This window comes from Sulfitobacter maritimus (assembly GCF_013346665.1).
Taxonomy (GTDB): domain Bacteria; phylum Pseudomonadota; class Alphaproteobacteria; order Rhodobacterales; family Rhodobacteraceae; genus Sulfitobacter; species Sulfitobacter maritimus.
Genome location: NZ_JABVBB010000021.1, coordinates 765496 through 786323, shown reverse-complemented (window position 1 = coordinate 786323; position 20828 = coordinate 765496). Strand labels below are relative to the sequence as shown.

The window sequence follows — 20828 nt, the reverse complement described above, 5'->3', positions numbered from 1 at the left end:
GTGGCTCATTCGGTCAGCGAAGAGATGCTATCCGCCGAACCTGCGGTGCCGGTGATGGCCGAGATCACCTTGCTCCACTGGGTGAAGGGGGCTTCGGTCACATAGATGGTGTCGCCGTCGCGGATCACGAAATCACGCGCCATGAACATGCCGTTGGGCTTGGTCAGATCGGTCACATAAACCATGCGCTGCGCACCTGTGAGATCATTGCGGCCCAAGACCTGCTCGGCGACCTCTTCGGGCTCATTGCGGAAAACGAAAACGCCGGTGGGGTCGGCCGAGATCGGGCTCAGCCCGCCGACCTGTGCGATGCCTTCGAGCAGCGACAGGTTTTGCGATTCGAAAGGCACGCGGGCCTGTCCACCGGTGGCCCCTAGGGCGGTAAACGAACGGGTGTCCTCTTCGACCAAGATGCGGTCGTTGGGCCGCAGCGCGATGTCGAGTTCGGGGTGGTCATAGAGGTCTTGGAACCAGATTTTGCCGCGCTGTCCGCCGCGGATCACGGTGACCTGCGCGATTTCCGGCACGATGGTCACACCGCCTGCGCGGGCCAGCATGGCCGAAAGCGTGCGCGTTGGCCGCTCAATCGGATAAACGCCTTGCGCGCCGATCGAGCCGATGAGCGAGACGGTAGAGCCATCACCCGCCGCGCGGCGCACTTCGACCTGTGGATCGGGCGTCTGTTCACCCAATTTGTTGGTGATGATGCGGCGGATCGCTTCGGGGGTGTTGCCTGCGGCCCGGATGCGGCCTGCGTAGGGGATAAAGATAAAGCCCGCGCCGTCGACCTGCACTTCTTCGAGCATGGTGGCGGGCGCACCCTCGACGCCTAAGAGCGGATCATCGACGTTTTCATAAACCGTGATGCCAAGGATGTCGCCCGGCTGGATGGTGTCAGAGCCAACCCGGCCTGCGTTTTTGAAACTTTCGGAAAAGCCAAGGGCGGGGGCCACAGCGGTGGCGCGGGTCACGCGGTCATTAACGGCAACGATAAAGGCGTCGCCTTCTTGCTGGACGGACCCTGAGTAGATCTGCCGTTTGTTCGGACCGACCTGCGGCAATCCGCAGGATGACACGACGGCCAATGCCGCCAGAACTGCGATGGGACGCGCCCACCGGATGGTTACGGATTTCACTGCCCGGTCTCCTCGACCTGATTATTCTGCCTCGAAATCGCCAATTGTCATGACGTATTATTTCGCAATCTAGCGCAGGTTCTTGAAAAAAGCTACAGGGGTGAAAGGCTTAGATCAGGTGACAACCCGCAACTGTTGCCGAGGGGCCGCGGTGCCTTGTTCCAGCGCGTCATAGGGATCGTCCTGTGCCAGCATCATATCAACCACCTGACGCAGCAGTTGTCGGCGCCCGCGTGCGGCGTAAAACCCGCCCGGCACCTGCGAGGTTTCAAGCAGATAGCGGCGGTAATCTTTGTAAGCGCGGTTGTCGGGGCGGCTGGCGGCGGCGAAGAATTCTGGCAAGGGCTGGTCCGAGACGAACTCTGGCTGAGAATAGACCGCGCGGCCAAATACCTTGAGCGGGATGCCGCGCCAGAGCACCTGTTGCCCGGCGGTAGAGTTCACTGTTACCGCGCTGCGGGAGTCGTTCAAAAGCTGCGCCAGCTTGCCGCCGCGCACGAAATGCACACGATCTGCCACACCATAGGCCCGCGCCAAACGGCGCACATCGCGCCGCACGGGCACGCGGCCATCTTCGAGCGGATGCGCCTTGATCACAAGATGATGATGCTGCGGTGCGCCTTTGGCAAAGCCTTCGATTACCAATTCCAAGAAGTCGGCCATGGTGGTGAACGGCGAATGGGATTTGAACGCCGAGTCGTGCTCTAGTTGCAGCAGCGCCAGATGATAGGGAAAGCCGCCCAGCCGGATGCGCAGCGTTGCGCGCAGCCGGTCGAGCGCCAGCACCGGCATCAGCAGCAGGCGTTTCAGGTAGAGGCGAAACTCCTTGGTCACCGGGATGCTGCGATGTGGGGTGAAATTGCGGTAGTCGCCATTCCGGAACATGACGAACCAATGGTAGAGCGCACCGTAGAATATGTGATGCCGCATGTCGCCCCAATGGCCCGGGGGCAGGGGGGCTTCCATGTCAGACCGGGCCAGCGCGGCCTGCATCTGCGGAATGGTCATCTCCATCAGCCGCGAGTTGCCGTTCGAGCCGCCGCGCTCATAAGTGACCCAATAGGGGCGCATGTAGCCTTCTTCAAAGACATGCACGGTGATGCCCCGGCGTTTGGCTTCGGCCACCGCTTCGGCATGGATCGGGCGGGTATCGCCGTAAAGCACGATGTCGGTGATCTGCTTTTCGTCCAACAGCGCGACAAAGGTGGCGGGCCAATCGGCCACGGTGCCGCGATAGGGGATGTAGGTTGCGGGATGGAACCAAAACGCCCGGTCACCTGCGTTGAACCCGACGCGCCAAACCTCGGCCCCTGCACGGCGCAGCATCCTGCCCAAACTGTTAAAAAAGGGCCCATGTGGCCCCTGTAGAAACAGGAAGGTTCTGGTCTGGGCGTCTGTGGCGGTCATGCTCATCCTTTATTGTCGTCCTTTAGGGGTTAACCACCATATAATATGGGCGACAATGTGACATGACCCGCTCTTGCCTGTGGCGGACGCCGGGTTTACCACTGCGCGGAACCGCAAAGGAGCCCTTTCATGTTCACTGGCATTATCACCGACGTCGGCACCGTGACTAAACTGGAGCAGGAAGGCGACCTGCGCGCGCGTATCCAGACGCGCTATGACACCAGCAGCATCGACATGGGCGCGTCGATCGCCAGCGATGGGGTCTGTCTGACGGTCGTCGGGTTGGGCGATGATTGGTACGAGGTGCAGATCAGCGCAGAGACCGTGGCTAAGACCAACCTTGGCCAGCATTGGACCGAAGGGCGGCGGGTGAACCTTGAGCGGGCGCTCAAAGTGGGCGACGAACTCGGCGGGCATATTGTTTCGGGCCATGTAGACGGTGTTGCCGAGATTATTGAAATGAAGGACGAGGGCGACAGCACACGTGTGACCCTGCGCGCACCTGAGGACTTGGCACGGTTTATCGCGCCCAAGGGCTCGGTCGCGCTAAACGGCACCTCGCTGACGGTGAATGACGTCAATGGCTGTGATTTCGGGATCAATTTCATCCCGCATACCAAAGAGGTAACCACTTGGGGCGATGCGAAACTCGGTGATCTGGTGAACCTCGAAATCGACACGCTGGCCCGTTATGTGGCACGCCTGAACGAGATGTGACGCCCCGCTCCGGGCACCGCACTCTGGCCAAGCCGCGCGGGTCAGGCTAAGAGCCGGACAACAGATAGATGGGACAGCCGATGCAATTTGACAAACCCGGACCGGTCGAGACAGGGCTGAGCGACGCGATTTCTCCGATCGAAGAGATCATCGAAGACGCACGCCAAGGCCGGATGTTCATTCTGGTGGACCATGAGGACCGCGAGAACGAAGGCGATCTGGTGATCCCGGCGCAATTTGCCGATGCGGCAGCGATCAACTTTATGGCGACCCACGGGCGCGGTTTGATCTGTCTGCCGATGACGTCCGAACGTGTCGATCACCTCGGCCTGCCGATGATGGCGGTGAACAACTCCTCGCGGCATGAAACGGCCTTTACCGTCAGCATCGAAGCGCGTGAGGGTGTCAGCACGGGCATCTCCGCCGCCGACCGGGCGCTGACCGTGGCCGTGGCGATTTCGGAGCAATCCGGTTCGGCGGATATCGCGACCCCCGGCCATGTCTTCCCCCTGCGCGCCCGCGATGGTGGCGTGCTGGTGCGGGCAGGGCATACCGAAGCGGCGGTTGATATTTCGCGCCTAGCAGGGCTGCACCCCTCAGGCGTGATCTGCGAGATTATGAAAGACGACGGCGAGATGGCCCGTCTGCCCGATCTGGTGGAATTCGCTGCCAAGCATAAGCTCAAGATCGGCACGATCAGCGACCTCATCACATACCGCCACAAGCACGACAACCTGCTGGTGGAACGCGACAGCCGCACCGTGACCTCAGCCTATGGCGGCGACTGGTTAATGCGGGTGTTTTCCGACCAGATCACCGGCACCGATCATGTGGTGCTGACCAAGGGCGACATCTCGACCCCCGAGCCGGTGCTGATCCGGACCCATGCGATCAACGCGCTTGAAGATATCCTCGGCCTCGGCCCCAGCCCGGCGGACGAATTGCCCCGCGCGATGCAGATCATCGCCGAAGAGGGCCGCGGCGCCGTGGTGCTGTTCCGCGATCCTTACCCGCGTCTGAAGCTTGACCCCGAAGACGACGACCGACCGCGCACCATCAAACGCACCGGGCTCGGCGCGCAGATCCTGTCGTCGATGGGCCTGCATGAACTCATCCTGCTGACCGACAATCCCGATACGCGCTATCTGGGCCTTGACGCCTATGCGCTTGAAATCGTGGGCACCCGGCCCATCACCACGGAGTAATCGCCATGGCATCCGCCGAAGAGCATACCATCCTGCCGCGCCCCAGCTTTGACGAACCAGTGAAGCTGCTGATCGTGGTCTCGCCCTATTACTCGGACATCGCGAACGGCCTGCTGACTGGGGCCAAGGCCGAGCTTGAAGCCGCAGGCGCAACCTATGACGTGATCGAAATGCCCGGCGCGCTGGAGATTCCCACCGCCATCGGCATCTCCGACCGGCACAGCAACTTCGACGGCTATGTCGCCTTGGGCTGCGTGATCCGTGGCGAGACAACGCATTACGAGACCGTCTGCAACGACAGCAGCCGCGCCCTGCAACTGCTTGGGCTGCAAGGGCTTTGCATCGGTAACGGCATCTTGACAGTCGAGAACAAAAAGCAAGCCGAAGTCCGTGCCGACCCTGAGGGGCAAAACAAAGGCGGCGGTGCGGCGGCTGCGGCCTTGCATCTTATCGCGCTCGCTCGTAAATGGGGCCGCCAGAGCAAGGGCATCGGGTTCAAGCCATTCGGGCAGGACACTTTGATGGCCGGCGACACGGATGGATCAAACATCGCATGACCAGCAACGGGCTTTCGGGCAACCAAAAACGTAAGATGAAGTCGGCCTCACGGCTCTATGCCGTGCAGGCGTTGTTCCAGATGGAGCATTCCGCGCAGACGGTCGACGTCGTGCGTCACGAGTTCATCGACCACCGTTTCGGTGCTGTCTATGAGGGCGAGGAGATGCAAGAGGGGGATGTCGATCACTTCTCCCGCGTGCTTGAAGATGCGGTGAACTATCAGGCGCCGATTGATCAGATGGCCAACCGCGCTATCGTCGCCAAATGGGCCATTGCCCGCATTGACCCGACCCTGCGTGCGCTCTTCCGCGCTGCTGGTGCCGAGTTCCGCCATGATGACACACCGCCGCGTGTGGTGATCAAGGAATATGTCGACGTGGCCCATGCGTTCTTCCCCGATGGGCGCGAGCCAAGCTTTGTCAACGCGGTGCTCGACCATATGGCCCGCGAGGCGCGTCCCGAAGCGTTTTAAACGCGCGGGAAACTGGCCCCGAAGGGCCATTCACCACATCATGATTTCGGGAAAAGTGACGGGAACCGCGCCTGCCGCTGCTGTTTTTATTCCCGAGGACCTGTATGTACAGGTGGGCGCCAGGTAACCGAACCAGGGCTCGGACAGAGCCAGCTCCCTCGGATTTGCTTAAGGCCACTGGAATGTAACGTTCACGAACAGGGCAGAACCCGTCGACCCCCGATGTAGGGGCCATAGGGGCAGGGGACAAGGGGGGCGGCGCGCTTTTGCCAACTTCCTTTGACGCCCCTATTTTTCAGCGGGAATAAAGCCGTAGCGCCGCAATTCATCAGGCAGCAAAACGTAGATTTCATCGGGGGGCGTGACCAGCGCGTGCTGCATCACCAGCGGATCAATCCCCATCTGCGCAAGATAGCGCATCACCTCACCTTGGCCGCGCTGAATGTCCTCCACCGCGACAAAGGCGGGCAGAATCGTGCTTTCGCCGAAGTAATGCTGATGCACCCCAACCGAGCCAGTTTCTGGCACCCGGCGGCTCGCCCCACCGGCCAAGAGGTAGGGGCAGGCGGAATAGCAGACGTCACCCTCTCGCAAAGCAGTATTTAGCCCCTCGCGTCGCAAATAGCGGCCCAGTTCCAGCGCATCCTGGACCGAGCCACCGGGGGAGTTGAGGAAGATTTCTTGGGGCTGCGGGGAAAGATCGGCCAGTTGCTTGGCGATGCGTTGCGCGTCGCCTTCCGTGATCGCGCCCTCCAGTAAGGCGGCCCGCCCGCCTGAAACCGGTGTCAGGATCAACCGGTCCGGCAGGGCGGTGTCGGGCATCGGTTGGCCGGGGTTCGGCGCGCGGTCTGGGCGAAAGCGGCGGGTTTGATCGCCGGGTCGGATCGGTTCGGTAAGTTCCGGCGCTTTGGGGCCAAAGCCGGGCAGGCGCAGCCCATCGCCCAGATCGCCCCAGAAGAGCAGCACGGCAAGGCCGAGTTGGAAGATTAGCACCCCCATCAGCACGCGCCCGACGACGGGCTTGCGTGGCGCGGAGTCGCTGTCGGATGCGGCGTTCTCAGAGGCGGCGCTGTCGCTCATGTGCTTTTGATCGGGGTGACTTGCCCCTGCGTTTCTTCGCGTGGGGCGGGGGCGTCCTCGCTCGGGCGCATATGGGCGGGACTGTCTTGCATCGCCGCATCCACATCGCGCACAGCGGCCAGCGCGGCGCGCAGCTCGGCCAGCGTCAAGGTATCCTCTACCGCCGCCCCTTCGCGGCCAGACCGGATCGCGCCTTGGGTGATTGCAAGGATCAGCACCAGCACGACAGGCAACAGATCAATTGCGATGGCGCCGGCCCAAGAGGGTACAAAGTTGCGCGCATAGAGGATCACCGCATCGGCGCTGGAGATCGGCGTATAGGTGCTGTCGGCGGCCGGAGGCATCGCCTGCACAGCTTGCGCTGCACGTTCCAACGTGGCGGCGCGTTGGGCCAAAACTTCAAGGACGGAGGTAATGGTCGCCCCCTGCGCGCCGCGCTGTTCGGGGTTGCTCCCATCCAGTTCGGGCAAGACGACAGAGGCTGCCAAATCCTGTGCGGCGCGTTCCACCAACGGTGCCACGGAAAGCTGGCGCAAGCGGGTGATCAGCCCAGCCAACCTCACCGCCTGTTCGGAGAATTCGACCGAGCGTGCCTCGACCGGGCCGGGCTCGACCGTCAGCGCACGCATACGGCTAAGGATCTGATTCCCTTCGGCAAAAGCGTCATCTACCAGCGGCGTCTGCGTGGCGATTTGGGCCTCCAACCCGGACAGTTCCGCTGATTTTTGACGCAACACCCGAAACACCGCCCCCCGCCCGGCAAGGCCAGAAAGGCTTCCCGCGGCTTCCTGTTCGCTCAGGTCTTCGAAACTCTGGCGCACGCGGGCAACGTCACGCTCCAGCCCTTGGGCGGAAAGCGCAATCTCATGGGTGCGCTCCAAGGCGCCCTGATAGTCCTGCACCGTCTCAGCAAGGTGCTGTTCGACCGCCGCTGATCCGGCAAGTGCGGCGGCGTTCAGCCAACTCGACATGGCGATGATCGCGAGCGAACCGAGACCCATCGCCCCCAGCAGTCCCATCCGCGCGCGGGCGGTACGGACCGCGGGGAAGAGCCGCAGAAGGTAGGACCAGAAGACGAAAATGCCGACCGAAACTGCCACTGAATAGGCAATTGCAGCAAAGGCCGACATTGCCCCGTTGTCATCAAGCAGCGAGGACACGCCAAGGTAGGTATAGATGCCCGAGGCAACCGCCAGCACGCCTAAGGCCGTGCCGGAAAACGTGTCGAGCCAAGTCAGATGCCCCTCTCGCTCACGCGCATAGCGCACGCCCCGCGCCTGCGTTTCACTCATCGGTTCGCGTTTTGCCATGGGGCCCCCTCGCTCTGCTGGTTTCAAGATAGGGGGCGGCGGGGGAATTACCAAAGTCTTTGGCGCGGCCTCTTGTCAATGTTCACCAAATGTTCATATTTATCCCTATGATGGAGACAGACATACAAACGTTCCAACCCGGCCAGCTTTTGGCGCGCGGGGTGATGCGACACCTTGCTGATTTGGGCTTCGCCTGTGTCGAGGAACTGGTGCCAACGCGCGGTTTGCGCGTGGATGTGATGGCGCTCGGGCCTAAGGGAGAGGTTTGGATTGTGGAGTGCAAATCCTGTCGCGCCGACTTTATGGGCGACGCAAAATGGGAGGGCTATTTAGAATGGGCGGACCGTTTCTTTTGGGCGGTCGATAGCGACTTCCCTATTGATCTGCTGCCAGAGGAAAGCGGCCTAATCATCGGGGACGCCTATGGCGCCGAGACGATCCGCATGGGGCTCGAAAGCAAACTTGCGCCTGCACGGCGCAAGGTGATGATCCAGAAGTTCGCGACTCATGCCGCGCGGCGCCTGCATCGATTGCGCGATCCAGATATGGCACCAAGCTGGTCTTAGCGCCGATTAGCCCTTTACCTTGGCGGCGCGGCTCGCAGCGGCCATGATCTCTTCGGCAATTTCGCGGGCCTCATCTGGGGTGAAATCCATCGGGATTTCCACGCCGCCGCCTTCGACGAACAGTCGGACCATGCCCTTGTCCGTCGGGCCGATTTGCAGGTTTGCTTCGATGTCGCGTTCGGTGTCGATGCCCATAGCGGTCTCCAAATTGATGGGGGCTATCGCTAGCGCGGGCCGGGCTGAAAGGCAAGCGCCGTGGAGTTGCGTAGATGGGGAGAGGGCTGAGAGAGAAGCGCTCTATCCTAGCGATCCGCTCAAACAGCCTGTTCTTTCCGGTTTTCGCCAGAGATGCGCAGAACGGGCGAATATGGGCCTGCAGGCGATGGACATGTCCAGTAACCAAGGGATCCATGTCGAGTAACCAAGGGATCGTAGCCCCTTGGCGAAAAAATCTTTCAGAAAGCTGCAATCCTTCGCGGGTTGAGGTCTTGCAATCCGTCGCCACCGGCGCTAAATCCGCCCCAGTGCCGCCTTAGCTCAGTTGGTTAGAGCGCTTGATTGTGGATCAAGAGGTCCCTGGTTCGAGACCAGGAGGTGGTACCACCCCCCCCCATCGCATTGCTCATCCCAACTTCATCACGATGCAGGTGGTCGAGCCTGTGGCATAGAGCTTGCCATCTTCGATGCCACGGATTTCGCCATGGGCCACACCGGTGGAGCGGCCAACGTGGTCAGTGATGCCGATACAGTCGATCTCCATCCCCAACGGCAGGCCGCGCAGGATATTTATTTTGTATTCCAATGTGGTGTAGACCGAGCCGCGCGGGATTTTGGTCATCACCGCACAGGCCATCGCGGAATCAAGCAGCGTGCCGTACCAGCCGCCATGCACGGTTCCCATCGGATTGGTCATGGCAAAACTTGGCGCGCCGCGAAAGACGATGCGGCCTTCTTCGACCGCATGCAACGCATAGCCCATGGTCTGGCCAATCGGCGGGCCGGGGTTGGTGCCGTCAAGAATCGCCTGCATGAATTCGAGGCCCGATAACTTAAGCGCCTCGGATTGGGACAAAAGGTCAGCAGGGCTTTGGGCAACGCGGGGCATAGGGTTCTCCGACAGGTTAATCGCTGTGGAGGATACGCCCGCGCAGAGCAGGGGCAAGCCCCCGCCTGTCAGGTGTAAGGGTTACGCAACGTCGGAGAGATCAACCTGCGGTGTCACACCAATCGCGCGGCAGACATCACGGGTCAACTCGGCTCGGTTGAGCGTGTAGAAATGCAGCGCATCGACGCCTTCGTCGATCAAGTCACTGCAAAGCTCCGTACACATGGCCTGGGCAAGCAGATCGTGGCGGTCATCACGGATCGCGGCCTCATAGGCCTGATCGACCCAGGTCGGGACCGGCGTGCCGCATTTCACCGCAAATTTACGGGCCGAGGTCCAGTTAACCACTGGCAGAATTCCCGGCGTGATCGGCTTGTCGATGCCCGCTTTGACACAGGCGTCGCGGAACCGCAGGAAGGTGTCAGCCTCAAAGAAGAACTGGGTCAGGGCTTCATCCGCGCCTGCGTCGAACTTGCGTTTCAGCCAATCGATATTGGCCTGTTGGTCCGCCGCTTCGGGGTGCGGATCGGGGTAGGCGCCAACGCGGATGGTAAATTTGTCAGTCTTGGCCAACGCCTCGATCAACTCGCAACTGTCGGCGAAGCCTTCGGGATGTGGTTCGAACTTGTCGGTGCCTGCCTGCGGATCGCCGCGCAGGGCGACGATGTCTTTAATGCCCGCTTCGGCGAATTTGTCAGCGACGTCGAGTGTCTCAGCCTTACTGGCACCAACGCAGGTGAGGTGGCCCGCAACGGGCAGACCAGAGGTGCGGTGCAGCACATGGGCCGAATCGTGGGTGAGGTCGCGTGTCGTGCCGCCCGCGCCATAGGTGACCGAGAAAAACCGTGGGGCCAAAGGCGCCAAAGCCTGAGCCGCGTCCCACAGTTTGAACGCCGCGCCGACAGTGCGGGGCGGGAAGACTTCGAAGGAGACAGCAGGCGTGGTCATCGGTTGATCCTTTTGACGGTTTCATGCCTTGTTTCACATCCAGCGCTGTGAGACAAATTCATAACATTCATCTTGAACATGAGTAATGCCTCACATGCACATCGAGTTCCGACATCTGCGCACGATTAAAGCCATTCACGAAGCGGGCGGATTGGCCCGTGCGGCGGAACAGATGAATATCACGCAATCGGCTCTGAGTCACCAAGTGAAGGGCTTGGAGGATCAGGCAGGGGTCGAGCTGTTTGTGCGGCGCTCGAAACCGTTGAAGTTGTCGCCCGCCGGGCAGCGGTTGCTCAAGCTGGCGCAGCAGGTTTTGCCGCAGGTTGAGGCTTTGCAGGATGAGTTTACCGGTCTGCGGGCGGGCAGTACCGGGCGGATGCATATCGCGATTGAGTGTCATGCCTGTTTTGAGTGGCTGTTCCCGGTGTTGGAGCAGTTCCGGCGCCATTGGCCGGATGTGGATGTCGATATCCGCCCCGGTCTGGCCTTTGACGCGCTGCCTGCCTTGCTGCGCGAGGAGGTGGATCTCGTCGTGTCATCAGACCCCGAAGAACTGCCGGGTGTCGAATTTGTCGAACTCTTTGATTACAATCCGGTATTCGTGGCGGCGCAGAGCCATGCCTTGGCCGAGAAACCCTTTATTGAGGCGGGGGATTTCCGGGGGGAAACGCTGATCACCTATCCGGTGGAACGCTCGCGGTTGGATGTGTTCAGTCAGCTGTTGATCCCGGCGAAGGTGGAGCCTGCGGCGATCCGGCAGGTTGAGTTGACGGCGGTGATCTTGCTCTTGGTGGCGTCGAATAGGGGGGTCTCAGTGCTGCCGGATTGGGTGGTGCGCGAGGTCAAGTATTCCTCAGACTACGTGACCCGGCCCTTGACGGAACATGGCATCACACGGCGGCTCTATGCGGCAGTGCGCAAGGATGATCTGGGCAAGCCGTTTATGGATGAGTTATTGAAGTTGGCCGGGCAGGAGGCGCGGAAGTTGCAGCGGGCTTAAGCTTAGCAGCGAGGGCCAGCACCTGCCCGTGGGAGGGCGATCTGACCGTTGGTTCATGTCGCTTTATGGTTCAGCCGTGATATGCGTTCGCGGAGTAGCGCCCAGCCTCTCTTAATCGCCTACCCGGTCGCACCAATGGTGCACCCTACTAAATTGGCACGCCCTAGCGTGACGAACGGGCAGACGATGGCCCGGCGCCCGCGGCTTGATTCCGGGCCGGGTGGGTGAACGCGCCGCCCCACCAGGCGGAACGACGCATTCCAAAGCTTACTTCACCTTAACGATAGCCTTCCCGGTGTTCCCGCCAGTCAGCATCTCGATAAACGCCTGAGGTGCATTTTCCAGCCCTTCGGTGATGTCTTCTTTCACTTTCATGCGGCCATCCGCCACCATTGGACCCACTTCGCGGTGGAATTCCGGCATTTTGTCCCAATGGTTCGCGATGATAAAGCCGCGCACGGTGAGGAAGTTCACCAAGATCGTCCGCCATAGACGCGGGGCGGTCAGGCCTGCGCCTTCGGCATCTGCGCCCAGACCGCCTGCGTTATACCAAGCGATCATGCCACACAGCGGGATGCGGCCATGCGGGTTCATTACGGGCAGAACCGCGTCCAAAACCTTGCCGCCGACGTTCTCAAAGTAGATGTCGACCCCGTCGGGTGCCGCCTCTTTCAGCGCCGCGCGCAGGGATTTCGCATCGTCATAGGCGCGATGGTCTAGGCAAACGTCAAAGCCGAACTCGCGCGTGGCGATCTCGCATTTCTCCGGCCCGCCCGCGATGCCCACGGTGCGCAGACCTTTGGCCTTGGCCAATTGCCCTACGACCGAACCCACCGGCCCAGTCGCCGCAGCAACGACGAGCGTTTCGCCCTCTTTCGGCTGTCCGATCTCGTTTAAGCCGAACCACCCAGTCAGGCCGGGCATGCCCAGCACGCCGAGCGAGGCGGTGATCGGAACGGCATTGGCGTCGATCTTCTGGCACTGTTTGGCGGGGGCGACACCATGGGTGGCCCAGCCGAACGCTCCAAAGGCGAAATCACCCTCAGCAAAGCTCGGGTCATTTGAGGCGATGACCTTGCCGACGCTGCCGCCCTCCATCAGCCCGCCAATCGGCACCGGCTGGGCATAGGATTCCGCATCGTCCATCCGGCCTCGCATATACGGGTCGAGCGACATGTAATGCACCTCAACCAAGATCTCCCCTTCGCCCGGCGTGGGCATATCGACGGTTTCGAGCCGGAAGTTCTCGGACGTCGGCGCGCCATCGGGGCGGCTGGCGAGGACGATTCTTTGCATCTGTTCGGGCATCGGCTTTCCTTTTTAATTGCTATGTGTCCTAGTTGCGTTCTCATGCGCTGAAAACAACCCCGCACCTTACGTAATAGTTGAGCAGGCGCGGTGGGCGCTGCCCCCTTGGCAATTGTGCTCTTGCGCCCTATACGTCCCGCCTTATCCATCAAAGGGCGCGAACAATGGTCGGCAGTGCGAATCTTAACATCATGATCAAAGCAGCACGCAAAGCGGGGCGTGCATTGGTCAAGGATTTCCGCGAGGTCGAGAACCTTCAGGTCTCGGTCAAAGGCGCGGGCGATTTCGTGACCAAAGCCGATATTGGCGCTGAGAAGATCCTCAAGGACGAGTTGATGGGCGCGCGTCCGACCTATGGCTGGCTGGCCGAAGAGGGTGGCGAGGACGAGGGCCAAGACAACACGCGCCGTTGGATCGTCGATCCGCTGGATGGCACAACCAACTTTCTGCACGGCCTGCCGCATTGGGCCGTTTCCATCGCGCTGGAACATAAGGGCGAGATCGTCGCCGGGGTGGTCTTTGACCCCGCCAAAGACGAGATGTTCTTTGCCGAAAAAGGCACCGGCGCTTGGATGAACGAAGGCCGCCTGCGTGTGTCTGGTCGTCACCGGATGATCGAGTCGATCTTTGCCACGGGGCTGCCGTTCGGGGGCCGTGCCGATCTGCCCGAAACCCTGAAAGATCTGGGCCGCTTGCTGCCCGTTTGCGCCGGTGTGCGCCGCTGGGGTGCGGCGTCGCTTGATCTCGCTTACGTTGCCTCGGGCCGTTACGACGGTTTCTGGGAGCGTCGTCTGAAGCCTTGGGACGTGGCCGCGGGCATGTTGATCGTTAAAGAAGCCGGTGGCCTCGTGGAAGCGATCCGCCCTGAGCGGAACATCCTGCAACATGGCGAGATCGTCTGCTCGAACGAACCGATCTTCTCAACCTTCGCCAAGACGATCCGCGGCTGATTAGTCGATCGCAATCGTCTGGCGCAGCTCGCCGGTCAGCTGATCAAAGATGAGGATTTCGTCCGCATCCGTCACCACCGCATACCAGCCGCGGCCTTGCGTAAACGTTTGGGCGCTGCTGCCATCGGGCAGGGTAATGCTGCGCGGCATGGTCGGACCTTGATCGCTCAGACGGGTGACAAGCACGAAGATCAGCACTAGAACCCCGCCAATCATCACGACGGTCAAGACCGTCACCATCCGCCGCAGAAACCGTAAGTTCGCCGGTTCATCAGGGTTGTCCGTGTCCATGTCTCACCGCCGCATTGATTTCATTCTGGGCGAAAGCCCGCCCGCCCGTCTTGATAAGGCGCTGGCCCGCGATGTGCCAGAGGCAGCGAACCTATCGCGCACGCGCTTGGGTCGGTTGATCGAAGAGGGGGCGGTGACCGTGGATGGTGCCGTCGTTCAGGACCCACGCGCCAAGGTGGCCGAGGGACAAGTGGTGCAGATCGAAGTCGAGGAAGCGGCAGAGAGCCATATCCTCCCCGAAGATATCCCCCTGTCTGTGGTGTTCGAGGATGACGACCTAATCGTGATCGACAAACCCGCCGGCATGGTGGTGCATCCCGCGCCGGGCTCGCCATCGGGCACGCTGGTTAACGCATTGTTAGCACATTGCGGTGATGATCTCTCAGGCGTCGGCGGCATGAAGCGGCCCGGGATTGTGCACCGCATTGATAAAGATACAACTGGTCTGCTGGTCGTCGCGAAGTCCGACGCGGCGCATCATGGGCTAGCCGCACAGTTTGAGAAACATACCGTGGAACGGTATTACCAAGCGCTCGTCTACGGGGTGCCGGATGCCAATGACCCGCGCTTGCGCGGCGTCAAAGGGGCATCATTTGAGGCGGGGAACATTCTGCGCATGACCACGCAACTGGCGCGGCACAAGACCGATCGTCAACGGCAAGCTGTGCTGTTCCAAGGCGGTCGCCACGCCGTGACCCGCGCACGCACCGTGGCGCGCTTTGGCAAGCCGCCCGTATTGGCGCTGATGGAATGTTGGCTGGAAACCGGTCGCACACATCAAATTCGCGTGCATATGTCCCACGCCGGTCACGGACTTGTGGGGGATGCCACCTATGGCGGCCGGCGCAAACTGGCGAAGTCGGCCCTTCCAGAAGCCACGGCTGAGGCTGTTCGTGCCTTTCCACGACAGGCGCTCCACGCCGCTGTTTTGGGGTTCGAACACCCTGTCACCGGAGAAAACCTGCGTTTTGAAGCGCCTTTGCCCCCTGATATGGCAGATTTGCTGGATATGCTGCGCGAGGGTCCGCCAGCCTCCGGCTGACCCGTCTGAGGAGGGGAACTTGCCCCTCGCTGGTTACGTTTTGTTCACAGACGTTGTGCAAAGGTGAACAGAAGCGCAGATGCTTCCGCCTTGAAAGCACAGAGCGGGCCGCCCATATTGCATGTTAAGTGTAATAACATAGGCCCGGAAATGAACTGGGAAAGGGACATGACATGGCGAATTATGCAAATCTGCCCGCACCAACACCCGAAGGCGGGTTAAACCGCTATATGCAAGAAATCCGCAAGTTCCCTCTGTTGGAGCCTGAGGAAGAATACATGCTGGCCAAACGCTGGGTTGAGGAACAGGACACCGAAGCGGCTCATAAGATGGTGACCTCGCACCTGCGCCTCGCGGCGAAGATCGCGATGGGCTATCGCGGATATGGGTTGCCGCAGGCTGAAGTGATCTCAGAGGCGAATGTGGGGCTCATGCAGGCTGTGAAACGCTTTGATCCGGAGAAGGGCTTCCGCCTTGCCACCTACGCGATGTGGTGGATCCGGGCGTCGATCCAAGAGTATATCCTACGCTCTTGGTCCTTGGTGAAACTGGGGACGACCTCCGGCCAAAAGAAACTGTTCTTTAACCTTCGCAAGGCTAAGAACAAGATCGGTGCCTTGGAAGAAGGCGACCTGCGGCCTGAGAACGTGACCGAAATTGCGACCCAGCTTGGCGTGACCGAGGCTGAAGTCGTGTCGATGAACCGACGGATGTCTGGCGGCGATGCTTCGCTGAACGCCACTGTCGGTTCTGAAGGCGAAGGCACGATGCAATGGCAAGATTGGCTAGAGGATGAGGACGCCGATCAGGCTGGCGACTACGCAGAGCGCGATGAGCTTCAAACCCGCCGCGAGATGCTGGCTGAGGCGCTAGAGGTTCTGAACGACCGCGAGAAAGACATTCTCACGCAACGCAGGTTGTCGGATGAGACTGTCACGCTGGAAGACCTCTCGACCCAGTATGCCGTGAGCCGAGAGCGTATTCGTCAGATCGAAGTGCGCGCGTTTGAAAAGCTGCAGAAACGTATGCGTGAATTGGCGAAAGAAAAGGGCATGGTGCCCGCTGATTAACACTGAGCGCCCCCTGCTAACCGATAGTAGGGGGCGTTTTATATGCGGCATGTCAGTCCGGGGGATGGCCCTCTAAAGCAGCGACCTTTTCGAAGGTGGCCGCGACCGTATCCTGCTGCAATGTCTGAATGATGGTGTTGACCAACCGATCCAACAAAGCGGCTTGTGCGGCAGGATTGCTGCGCAAGTCTTGAATTCGCCAGCGGATCAGACGCCAATAAGCCGCATGGAAAGCGTCCTTCAAGATCGGGTTTTCGATTAACGCAGACAGCGATGCGGCCAACCGGGCGCGCAGTTGAAAGAAGTCTTCGGCTCGTCCGAGATCACTTACTGCAAGCAGCCCCAACATACCGGCAAAATCCATCACCTGGGCCGCCGAGGCAGGTGCGTCAGATGCGCAGGCGGCCACCGCTTTGATCACCGCTACGGCTGCACGCAGATCATCATCGCGCTGCGGATCCTCCAGTGGCGAAATGACCGAGCCGATCCCAGATTTTACCGTGATCATGCGTTCATAGGATAGACGCTGCAAAGCCTGACGCACTGGCGTGCGCGAGACGCCAAAACGTTGTGCCAACGCGCCTTCATGCAGCATTTGATCGTCAGACGACTGCGCAAGGCAGATGTCAGCACGCAGTGCCTCTGCGATATGTTGGCTGGACTGGCTGCCCTTCAGCATTTGAAAACTCCCTTCAATCCAACGACAGTGCCAGCTTGATGTCTGCACATGTATACATGTAGGTAAGCGCAACCTCAATTTGTTTCAGGAATTTACCTATGTCCGCAGCTCAGACCCCGTCGTTCGACGGTGAGGCGACCTCAATCAGAGCGGTGTTTGCAACACCACGGGGTGGGCATATTGCAATGGCGGGGTTCCCCGGTCTTGCGACAGATGTTGATGGGGCAGCCTATCTGGACCCCGCGCAAATGGATGAGACATTGGCGGGTCTTGTGCGGACGGGCGCGCGGCGCCTGTTGGTCTTGACTGAAGAGGAGGAGCTGCCAGAGGGCGCGTTTGATCTGCTTCGTGGAGCGGCGGAGCAGCAGGGGCTGACACTTTGGTTTTCGTCTATCCGTGATTTTTCAGTTCCAGACGAAGGGTTTATGACCAAATGGCCGGGCCATGAAACCCGTTGCCTTGCTGCCTTTGAGCGTGGTGAGACCATTGCACTGTGCTGCCAGTATGGCGCGGGGCGAAGCGGGTTGACGGCGGCCTTGTTACTCATCGCCTGCGGCATGTCAGCGTCAAAAGCGATCCCCTTCGTCCGCCGGAATTTCTCTGAAGCGATCGAGAATCAGGTCCAAGAAAACTGGCTCCGTGCGTATCAGGCCGCTTGAGCGTGCGGCATTAGGTTGACGTAAGGTTATGCAGCGGAAAGCCAGGTTGCCGTAATTCCTGCAAGTTCTCGCCTTTTTCCTGCCACAATTCGGCAACAAGACATGTATACAGGTTGGGGACGTGGGGCGGCACTAGGTCGGATCATCTGCCCAAAGGGAGAAAGATTAACGAAGAGTTACACAGAGGCGAGGTTCTATCATGTTTATGCGCTCAGAAGTTATTCACACCTACAAGCCCCTCACGAATGGTGAGTTGATGCGGAAACGGCGCTTGTATGAGCCGGTCGATATCTCGCTTAATGCGCACAGCCGCCCGGTGAGCTATGAGGTGCTGCGCGCAAATATCACCAAGGTTCGCTATTGTCGCGATTTCGGCCGCATTGAAGCCTGTGTCGCCGTGACCTATTCGCATCATCCTTCCAGCCCACCGCGGACCGCTTATTTGCTCACCAGCGTCCCCTTGCGCCGCGCAGGGCAATCCCAGGACTTGCGCAAGCGGTTGATCCAAACTGCCATTAGCCTGTCCGTACGTTTCGATCAGCAAGAACGGGAGGGCGCACTAAAAGTCGCTTGAATTACTGCCTTCGTTTGAAGACCCAAATGCCAGACTTGCCGCATCTTTCGAGGTGCGGTTTTTTTTTGACTAAGGAGAACAGCAAAGGAGGGCAATGGCAGTCCATCACGGGGGTGGCTTGATTAAGTCTTTGTTCAGACCCATCTTATGACCAACAGACCGCGCGAGGCGATGAATTGACAGCGGCGCGGGGGTGATTTTCAGGTTTTGGAGGTTAGGCCATGGCTGGCGGATGGGCCCGTGATGGGGCAGTGAGTGAACAGATCGAAGCGTCTATTTCGGATGAACTTGCGCGGCTAAAGGCCCGCCGTGCGCCCGTGGGTGAGAGCCTGCTTGAATGCGCCGAATGTGAAGAGCCGATACCCGAAGCACGGCGCCTTGCCTTGCCGGGCGTTAAGCTTTGCATTGACTGTGTGCGCGAACGTGACGGCCAGCAACAGATGCGCGGTGGCATTAACCGGCGCGGCTCAAAGGACAGCCAGCTTAAGTGAGGGCGGGCTGGCCAATGGGCTGCTGCAATCGTTATAACAAATGACGCGGGGCCTTGGCGTCCTCTGGGCCTTTGTAGGGGGCCTCTAGCGTGTAGACCAATCCGGTCGGTGCAAAGTCCAACTGCGCGGTGCCGCCGAGCTCTGCGGCGACGAGGCGCTTGACGAGTTTTGAGCCAAAACCGATGTCTCGCGCCTCTTGTTTTAGCGGCGGGCCACCGGTTTCCTGCCATTTCAGGCAGAAGCGCTGATCGTTGCCTTCTCCGGTCAGGGTCCAGTGCAGGGCGACGCGCCCGTGGTCGGAGGTCAACGCGCCGTATTTCATCGCGTTGGTCATCAATTCAAAAAGCGCGAGCGCCAGCATTGCCACGCTTTGCGGCGCGAAAACCACCTCTGGCCCATCAATGTCAAACTGCGCGACCATGCCCGATTCTTCGGCCGTGAGCTGCGCCATGTCGCGGATGCTGGTGCTGCGCCAATTGTTCGACACCAGTAGGTCATGCGCTTTGGCCATAGATTGCAGCCGCGCCATAAAGCGGGCCGCTTCATCGGCCGAGGCTTCGGAGCGGAAGGTCTGACGGGCAATGCCGGTTACGACAGCGAGGTTGTTTTTGACGCGGTGGTTCAGTTCTTGCAGGGTGATTTGCAACTGCCGCTCAGTCCGCATCCGCTCTGTCACATCGCGCATCAGCAGCGAGAAATCGGGGTGGGGCGTGCGTTCGCCACCTTCCGTGATGGGGGTGAGTGAGATGGAAAGATGAATGCCGCTTTCGGTTTGAGCTTCGAAGAACTCAGGTGCTTCGCCCTGCAACGCTTGTGGCTTAATGCGGTCGAACCACTCAGGGTCATCGGGCAGGGGCGCCAAGTCGGTGATCATGCGACCAATGCCCTGCGCCGGGTCAAATCCAAACATCGTCGCTGCCCGATGGTTAAAGTTCTTGACCCGACCTTCGTTATCGATGCGAAAGATCGCAACCTGCGCGGAGCGGATTACGGCAGCCAGTTCTTCTGCGTCATCCCGCGCCCGGCGCAGGTCGTTTTCATACATCGCCCGCTCGGTCGCGTTAAAGATGTTGAACACAATACGCGCTTCTGGGCCTTCATCCGCAGGATGGCGGCTGGCGTTAAGCAAGATCGGCAGCCGCTCGCTGTCCTTGGGGTTCAGACGGCATAGGATTTCGCGCGCAAAGCCCTGAAGCAGGATCATCGGCATGATATGCGTTTCAAAAAACACGCGGCCCGGCACGTCGAGCAGATGAGACAGACGAAGTCCGATTAATTCACCGGCAGACGCGTTGTTCCAGGCTGCAAAACGGCTGTTGCAATAGGTGATATTGGCATTGTGATCAGTCACGACAAAGCCGCTGTCTGCTTGGTCGATTAAAAGCTGAGCGTCCTCAGGGGGGAGGCTGGGGGGCGTGCTCAAGGCTCAGCCGCTCTCGTTAAGGTAGCGATTGATTTCGCGGATGACCTTTTTCGGCTCCGTCATATGAGGACAGTGGCCAACAGCTTCGATCACCCGCAGGGTCGCGCCGGTCATCGTGTTATACATCCAATCGCCCACGGCCACGGGGGCGATTGCATCGTCGTCACACTGAAGGATCAGGGTCGGGGTCTTGATACGGGTCATGTCAGACCGCCGATCAGACAGAAAAGTCACCCGTCCGAAATGTCGCGCGATGTCGGGATTGGTGCGGCAAAAGCTCTTGGTTAGCAGGCGCGCGCTATCGCCTTCGGACTGCTGGCCAGCGATGGCCGGGGCCATTTGTTCGGCCCAGCCAAGGTAGTTTTCCTGCATGAAGTCGATCACCTGAAGCAGATCGGCCCTGTCGAAACCGCCGATATACTCACCGTCGTTCACGAAAGAGGGCGAGGGCGAAACCATCACCACCTGCCCAAAGCGGCCGGGATTGTCGGCGGCTGCGAGGCCCGCGATGATCGCCCCGACCGAATGGCCAATCACAATCGGCTCCTCAAGCTCAAGCGCGTCGCAGATCTCGATCAGGTCAGCCGCATGGGCGGAAAGATCGCTGTAGCGGTCAAAGTCATAGGCTGAAAGGTCGGATTGGCCAGCGCCGGTCAAATCATAGAGCACCACGCGGTAGTTCTCTTCGAATGCCGGCGCCACAAAGCGCCACATCGTCTGGTCACAGCCGAAGCCATGCACGAAGACGATCGTCTTTTGCCCTTGTCCAACGAGGTTCACGTTATTGCGCTTTAAAGCCGACATAGCGAGCACCCCTCGAAATTAGTGCAAAAGACG

General features: G+C 60.1%; 24 protein-coding genes, 1 tRNA gene and 1 other RNA gene. 13 read left to right on the top strand and 13 right to left on the bottom strand.

Going from position 1 to position 20828, the window contains the following annotated elements:
- Positions 1-5: 5 nt before the first annotated feature.
- Both HTT03_RS05810 and HTT03_RS05805 read right to left on the bottom strand, forming a co-directional pair.
- A complete protein-coding gene (locus HTT03_RS05810) occupies positions 6-1136 on the bottom strand; it encodes a polysaccharide biosynthesis/export family protein (protein ID WP_174858892.1) in 1131 nt (376 codons plus the stop codon).
- A 114-nt stretch (positions 1137-1250) separates the two neighbouring features.
- Positions 1251-2543: a capsule biosynthesis protein gene (locus tag HTT03_RS05805; protein ID WP_174858891.1), complete on the bottom strand. Its 1293-nt coding sequence runs from the start codon at positions 2541-2543 to the stop codon at positions 1251-1253.
- 129 nt (positions 2544-2672) lie between these two features.
- Here HTT03_RS05805 and HTT03_RS05800 point away from each other — a divergent pair, with 129 nt between their 5' ends.
- From HTT03_RS05800 to nusB, 4 genes are all read left to right on the top strand, one after another.
- On the top strand, positions 2673-3260 hold the full coding sequence (locus tag HTT03_RS05800; RefSeq protein ID WP_174858890.1) for a riboflavin synthase: 588 nt from the start codon (positions 2673-2675) through the stop codon (positions 3258-3260).
- 80 nt (positions 3261-3340) lie between these two features.
- Positions 3341-4465 carry a 3,4-dihydroxy-2-butanone-4-phosphate synthase gene (gene ribB, locus HTT03_RS05795; protein ID WP_174858889.1) on the top strand — a complete coding sequence of 375 codons (1125 nt, stop codon included), beginning with the start codon at positions 3341-3343 and terminating at the stop codon, positions 4463-4465.
- A gap of 5 nt (positions 4466-4470) precedes the next feature.
- Positions 4471-5022, top strand: a complete 552-nt coding sequence (locus HTT03_RS05790) for a 6,7-dimethyl-8-ribityllumazine synthase (protein WP_174858888.1) — start codon at positions 4471-4473, stop codon at positions 5020-5022.
- Positions 5019-5495 carry a transcription antitermination factor NusB gene (gene nusB / locus HTT03_RS05785; protein ID WP_174858887.1) on the top strand — a complete coding sequence of 159 codons (477 nt, stop codon included), beginning with the start codon at positions 5019-5021 and terminating at the stop codon, positions 5493-5495. The genes HTT03_RS05790 and nusB overlap by 4 nt, the downstream gene beginning before the upstream one ends.
- Before the next feature lie 58 nt (positions 5496-5553).
- On the opposite strand, the gene ssrS is transcribed toward nusB, so the two are convergent.
- From ssrS to HTT03_RS05770, 3 genes are all read right to left on the bottom strand, one after another.
- A non-coding RNA gene (gene ssrS / locus HTT03_RS05780) (6S RNA) lies at positions 5554-5707 on the bottom strand.
- 76 nt (positions 5708-5783) lie between these two features.
- On the bottom strand, positions 5784-6575 hold the full coding sequence (locus HTT03_RS05775; RefSeq protein WP_174858886.1) for a COG3904 family protein: 792 nt from the start codon (positions 6573-6575) through the stop codon (positions 5784-5786).
- Entirely contained in the window at positions 6572-7885 is a 1314-nt protein-coding gene (locus HTT03_RS05770; RefSeq protein ID WP_174858885.1) for a hypothetical protein, read from the bottom strand. The genes HTT03_RS05775 and HTT03_RS05770 overlap by 4 nt, the downstream gene beginning before the upstream one ends.
- A gap of 89 nt (positions 7886-7974) precedes the next feature.
- On the opposite strand from HTT03_RS05770, the gene HTT03_RS05765 reads away from it, so the two are divergent.
- Positions 7975-8451 (top strand): MmcB family DNA repair protein, encoded by a 477-nt coding sequence (locus tag HTT03_RS05765; RefSeq protein WP_425506294.1) that lies wholly within the window; start codon positions 7975-7977, stop codon positions 8449-8451.
- 6 nt (positions 8452-8457) lie between these two features.
- On the opposite strand, the gene HTT03_RS05760 is transcribed toward HTT03_RS05765, so the two are convergent.
- The gene (locus HTT03_RS05760; protein ID WP_174858884.1) at positions 8458-8646 is read right to left on the bottom strand and encodes a DUF6324 family protein; all 189 of its coding nucleotides are present in this window, start codon (positions 8644-8646) and stop codon (positions 8458-8460) included.
- 331 nt (positions 8647-8977) lie between these two features.
- Between HTT03_RS05760 and HTT03_RS05755 the strand changes: the two genes are divergently transcribed.
- Positions 8978-9054, top strand: a tRNA-His gene (locus HTT03_RS05755).
- Between the two features lie 19 nt (positions 9055-9073).
- On the opposite strand, the gene HTT03_RS05750 is transcribed toward HTT03_RS05755, so the two are convergent.
- Both HTT03_RS05750 and HTT03_RS05745 read right to left on the bottom strand, forming a co-directional pair.
- On the bottom strand, positions 9074-9556 hold the full coding sequence (locus HTT03_RS05750) for a PaaI family thioesterase (RefSeq protein WP_174858883.1): 483 nt from the start codon (positions 9554-9556) through the stop codon (positions 9074-9076).
- 81 nt (positions 9557-9637) lie between these two features.
- Positions 9638-10504, bottom strand: coding sequence for a methylenetetrahydrofolate reductase (locus tag HTT03_RS05745; RefSeq protein ID WP_174858882.1), 867 nt, complete (start codon positions 10502-10504; stop codon positions 9638-9640).
- Between the two features lie 94 nt (positions 10505-10598).
- On the opposite strand from HTT03_RS05745, the gene HTT03_RS05740 reads away from it, so the two are divergent.
- Positions 10599-11504 carry a LysR family transcriptional regulator gene (locus HTT03_RS05740; protein WP_174858881.1) on the top strand — a complete coding sequence of 302 codons (906 nt, stop codon included), beginning with the start codon at positions 10599-10601 and terminating at the stop codon, positions 11502-11504.
- Between the two features lie 267 nt (positions 11505-11771).
- Here HTT03_RS05740 and HTT03_RS05735 read toward each other — a convergent pair whose 3' ends face one another.
- Entirely contained in the window at positions 11772-12812 is a 1041-nt protein-coding gene (locus HTT03_RS05735) for an NADP-dependent oxidoreductase (protein WP_174858880.1), read from the bottom strand.
- 164 nt (positions 12813-12976) lie between these two features.
- Between HTT03_RS05735 and HTT03_RS05730 the strand changes: the two genes are divergently transcribed.
- The gene (locus HTT03_RS05730) at positions 12977-13762 is read left to right on the top strand and encodes an inositol monophosphatase family protein (RefSeq protein WP_174858879.1); all 786 of its coding nucleotides are present in this window, start codon (positions 12977-12979) and stop codon (positions 13760-13762) included.
- Here the strand turns inward: HTT03_RS05730 and HTT03_RS05725 are convergent, their stop codons facing one another.
- A complete protein-coding gene (locus HTT03_RS05725; protein ID WP_174858878.1) occupies positions 13763-14053 on the bottom strand; it encodes a DUF6476 family protein in 291 nt (96 codons plus the stop codon).
- Between HTT03_RS05725 and HTT03_RS05720 the strand changes: the two genes are divergently transcribed.
- A complete protein-coding gene (locus HTT03_RS05720) occupies positions 14052-15095 on the top strand; it encodes an RluA family pseudouridine synthase (RefSeq protein ID WP_174859000.1) in 1044 nt (347 codons plus the stop codon). The two genes, HTT03_RS05725 and HTT03_RS05720, sit on opposite strands and share 2 nt — an antisense overlap.
- Before the next feature lie 173 nt (positions 15096-15268).
- The gene (gene rpoH / locus HTT03_RS05715; protein ID WP_174858877.1) at positions 15269-16165 is read left to right on the top strand and encodes an RNA polymerase sigma factor RpoH; all 897 of its coding nucleotides are present in this window, start codon (positions 15269-15271) and stop codon (positions 16163-16165) included.
- A gap of 52 nt (positions 16166-16217) precedes the next feature.
- On the opposite strand, the gene HTT03_RS05710 is transcribed toward rpoH, so the two are convergent.
- Positions 16218-16844, bottom strand: coding sequence for a GntR family transcriptional regulator (locus tag HTT03_RS05710; protein ID WP_174858876.1), 627 nt, complete (start codon positions 16842-16844; stop codon positions 16218-16220).
- A 98-nt stretch (positions 16845-16942) separates the two neighbouring features.
- On the opposite strand from HTT03_RS05710, the gene HTT03_RS05705 reads away from it, so the two are divergent.
- The 3 genes from HTT03_RS05705 to HTT03_RS05695 all read left to right on the top strand — a co-directional run bounded on the left by HTT03_RS05705 (position 16943) and on the right by HTT03_RS05695 (position 18568).
- Positions 16943-17503, top strand: a complete 561-nt coding sequence (locus HTT03_RS05705) for a protein-tyrosine phosphatase family protein (RefSeq protein ID WP_174858875.1) — start codon at positions 16943-16945, stop codon at positions 17501-17503.
- Positions 17504-17702: 199 nt separating this feature from the next.
- On the top strand, positions 17703-18077 hold the full coding sequence (locus HTT03_RS05700; protein ID WP_174858874.1) for a hypothetical protein: 375 nt from the start codon (positions 17703-17705) through the stop codon (positions 18075-18077).
- A 221-nt stretch (positions 18078-18298) separates the two neighbouring features.
- Complete coding sequence (locus HTT03_RS05695) at positions 18299-18568, top strand: DksA/TraR family C4-type zinc finger protein (RefSeq protein WP_174858873.1); 270 nt, start codon at positions 18299-18301, stop codon at positions 18566-18568.
- A gap of 31 nt (positions 18569-18599) precedes the next feature.
- Here the strand turns inward: HTT03_RS05695 and HTT03_RS05690 are convergent, their stop codons facing one another.
- Both HTT03_RS05690 and HTT03_RS05685 read right to left on the bottom strand, forming a co-directional pair.
- Positions 18600-19991, bottom strand: a complete 1392-nt coding sequence (locus HTT03_RS05690) for a sensor histidine kinase (RefSeq protein ID WP_174858872.1) — start codon at positions 19989-19991, stop codon at positions 18600-18602.
- Positions 19992-19994: 3 nt separating this feature from the next.
- Entirely contained in the window at positions 19995-20795 is an 801-nt protein-coding gene (locus HTT03_RS05685) for an alpha/beta fold hydrolase (protein WP_174858871.1), read from the bottom strand.
- Positions 20796-20828 lie beyond the last annotated feature (33 nt).

What these genes read in the sequence shown, in the direction of transcription:
- HTT03_RS05805 (WP_174858891.1), bottom strand. Translation starts at nt 2,543, where the DNA reads ATGACCGCCACAGACGCCCAGACCAGAACCTTCCTGTTTCTACAGGGG.
- HTT03_RS05800 (WP_174858890.1), top strand. Translation starts at nt 2,673, where the DNA reads ATGTTCACTGGCATTATCACCGACGTCGGCACCGTGACTAAACTGGAG.
- HTT03_RS05765 (WP_425506294.1), top strand. Translation starts at nt 7,975, where the DNA reads ATGTTCATATTTATCCCTATGATGGAGACAGACATACAAACGTTCCAA.
- HTT03_RS05740 (WP_174858881.1), top strand. Translation starts at nt 10,599, where the DNA reads ATGCACATCGAGTTCCGACATCTGCGCACGATTAAAGCCATTCACGAA.
- HTT03_RS05750 (WP_174858883.1), bottom strand. Translation starts at nt 9,556, where the DNA reads ATGCCCCGCGTTGCCCAAAGCCCTGCTGACCTTTTGTCCCAATCCGAG.
- rpoH (WP_174858877.1), top strand. Translation starts at nt 15,269, where the DNA reads ATGGCGAATTATGCAAATCTGCCCGCACCAACACCCGAAGGCGGGTTA.
- HTT03_RS05760 (WP_174858884.1), bottom strand. Translation starts at nt 8,646, where the DNA reads ATGGGCATCGACACCGAACGCGACATCGAAGCAAACCTGCAAATCGGC.
- HTT03_RS05775 (WP_174858886.1), bottom strand. Translation starts at nt 6,575, where the DNA reads ATGAGCGACAGCGCCGCCTCTGAGAACGCCGCATCCGACAGCGACTCC.
- HTT03_RS05720 (WP_174859000.1), top strand. Translation starts at nt 14,052, where the DNA reads ATGTCTCACCGCCGCATTGATTTCATTCTGGGCGAAAGCCCGCCCGCC.
- HTT03_RS05685 (WP_174858871.1), bottom strand. Translation starts at nt 20,795, where the DNA reads ATGTCGGCTTTAAAGCGCAATAACGTGAACCTCGTTGGACAAGGGCAA.
- nusB (WP_174858887.1), top strand. Translation starts at nt 5,019, where the DNA reads ATGACCAGCAACGGGCTTTCGGGCAACCAAAAACGTAAGATGAAGTCG.
- HTT03_RS05770 (WP_174858885.1), bottom strand. Translation starts at nt 7,885, where the DNA reads ATGGCAAAACGCGAACCGATGAGTGAAACGCAGGCGCGGGGCGTGCGC.
- HTT03_RS05730 (WP_174858879.1), top strand. Translation starts at nt 12,977, where the DNA reads ATGGTCGGCAGTGCGAATCTTAACATCATGATCAAAGCAGCACGCAAA.
- ribB (WP_174858889.1), top strand. Translation starts at nt 3,341, where the DNA reads ATGCAATTTGACAAACCCGGACCGGTCGAGACAGGGCTGAGCGACGCG.
- HTT03_RS05725 (WP_174858878.1), bottom strand. Translation starts at nt 14,053, where the DNA reads ATGGACACGGACAACCCTGATGAACCGGCGAACTTACGGTTTCTGCGG.
- HTT03_RS05695 (WP_174858873.1), top strand. Translation starts at nt 18,299, where the DNA reads ATGGCTGGCGGATGGGCCCGTGATGGGGCAGTGAGTGAACAGATCGAA.
- HTT03_RS05710 (WP_174858876.1), bottom strand. Translation starts at nt 16,844, where the DNA reads ATGCTGAAGGGCAGCCAGTCCAGCCAACATATCGCAGAGGCACTGCGT.
- HTT03_RS05745 (WP_174858882.1), bottom strand. Translation starts at nt 10,504, where the DNA reads ATGACCACGCCTGCTGTCTCCTTCGAAGTCTTCCCGCCCCGCACTGTC.
- HTT03_RS05705 (WP_174858875.1), top strand. Translation starts at nt 16,943, where the DNA reads ATGTCCGCAGCTCAGACCCCGTCGTTCGACGGTGAGGCGACCTCAATC.
- HTT03_RS05790 (WP_174858888.1), top strand. Translation starts at nt 4,471, where the DNA reads ATGGCATCCGCCGAAGAGCATACCATCCTGCCGCGCCCCAGCTTTGAC.
- HTT03_RS05700 (WP_174858874.1), top strand. Translation starts at nt 17,703, where the DNA reads ATGTTTATGCGCTCAGAAGTTATTCACACCTACAAGCCCCTCACGAAT.
- HTT03_RS05735 (WP_174858880.1), bottom strand. Translation starts at nt 12,812, where the DNA reads ATGCCCGAACAGATGCAAAGAATCGTCCTCGCCAGCCGCCCCGATGGC.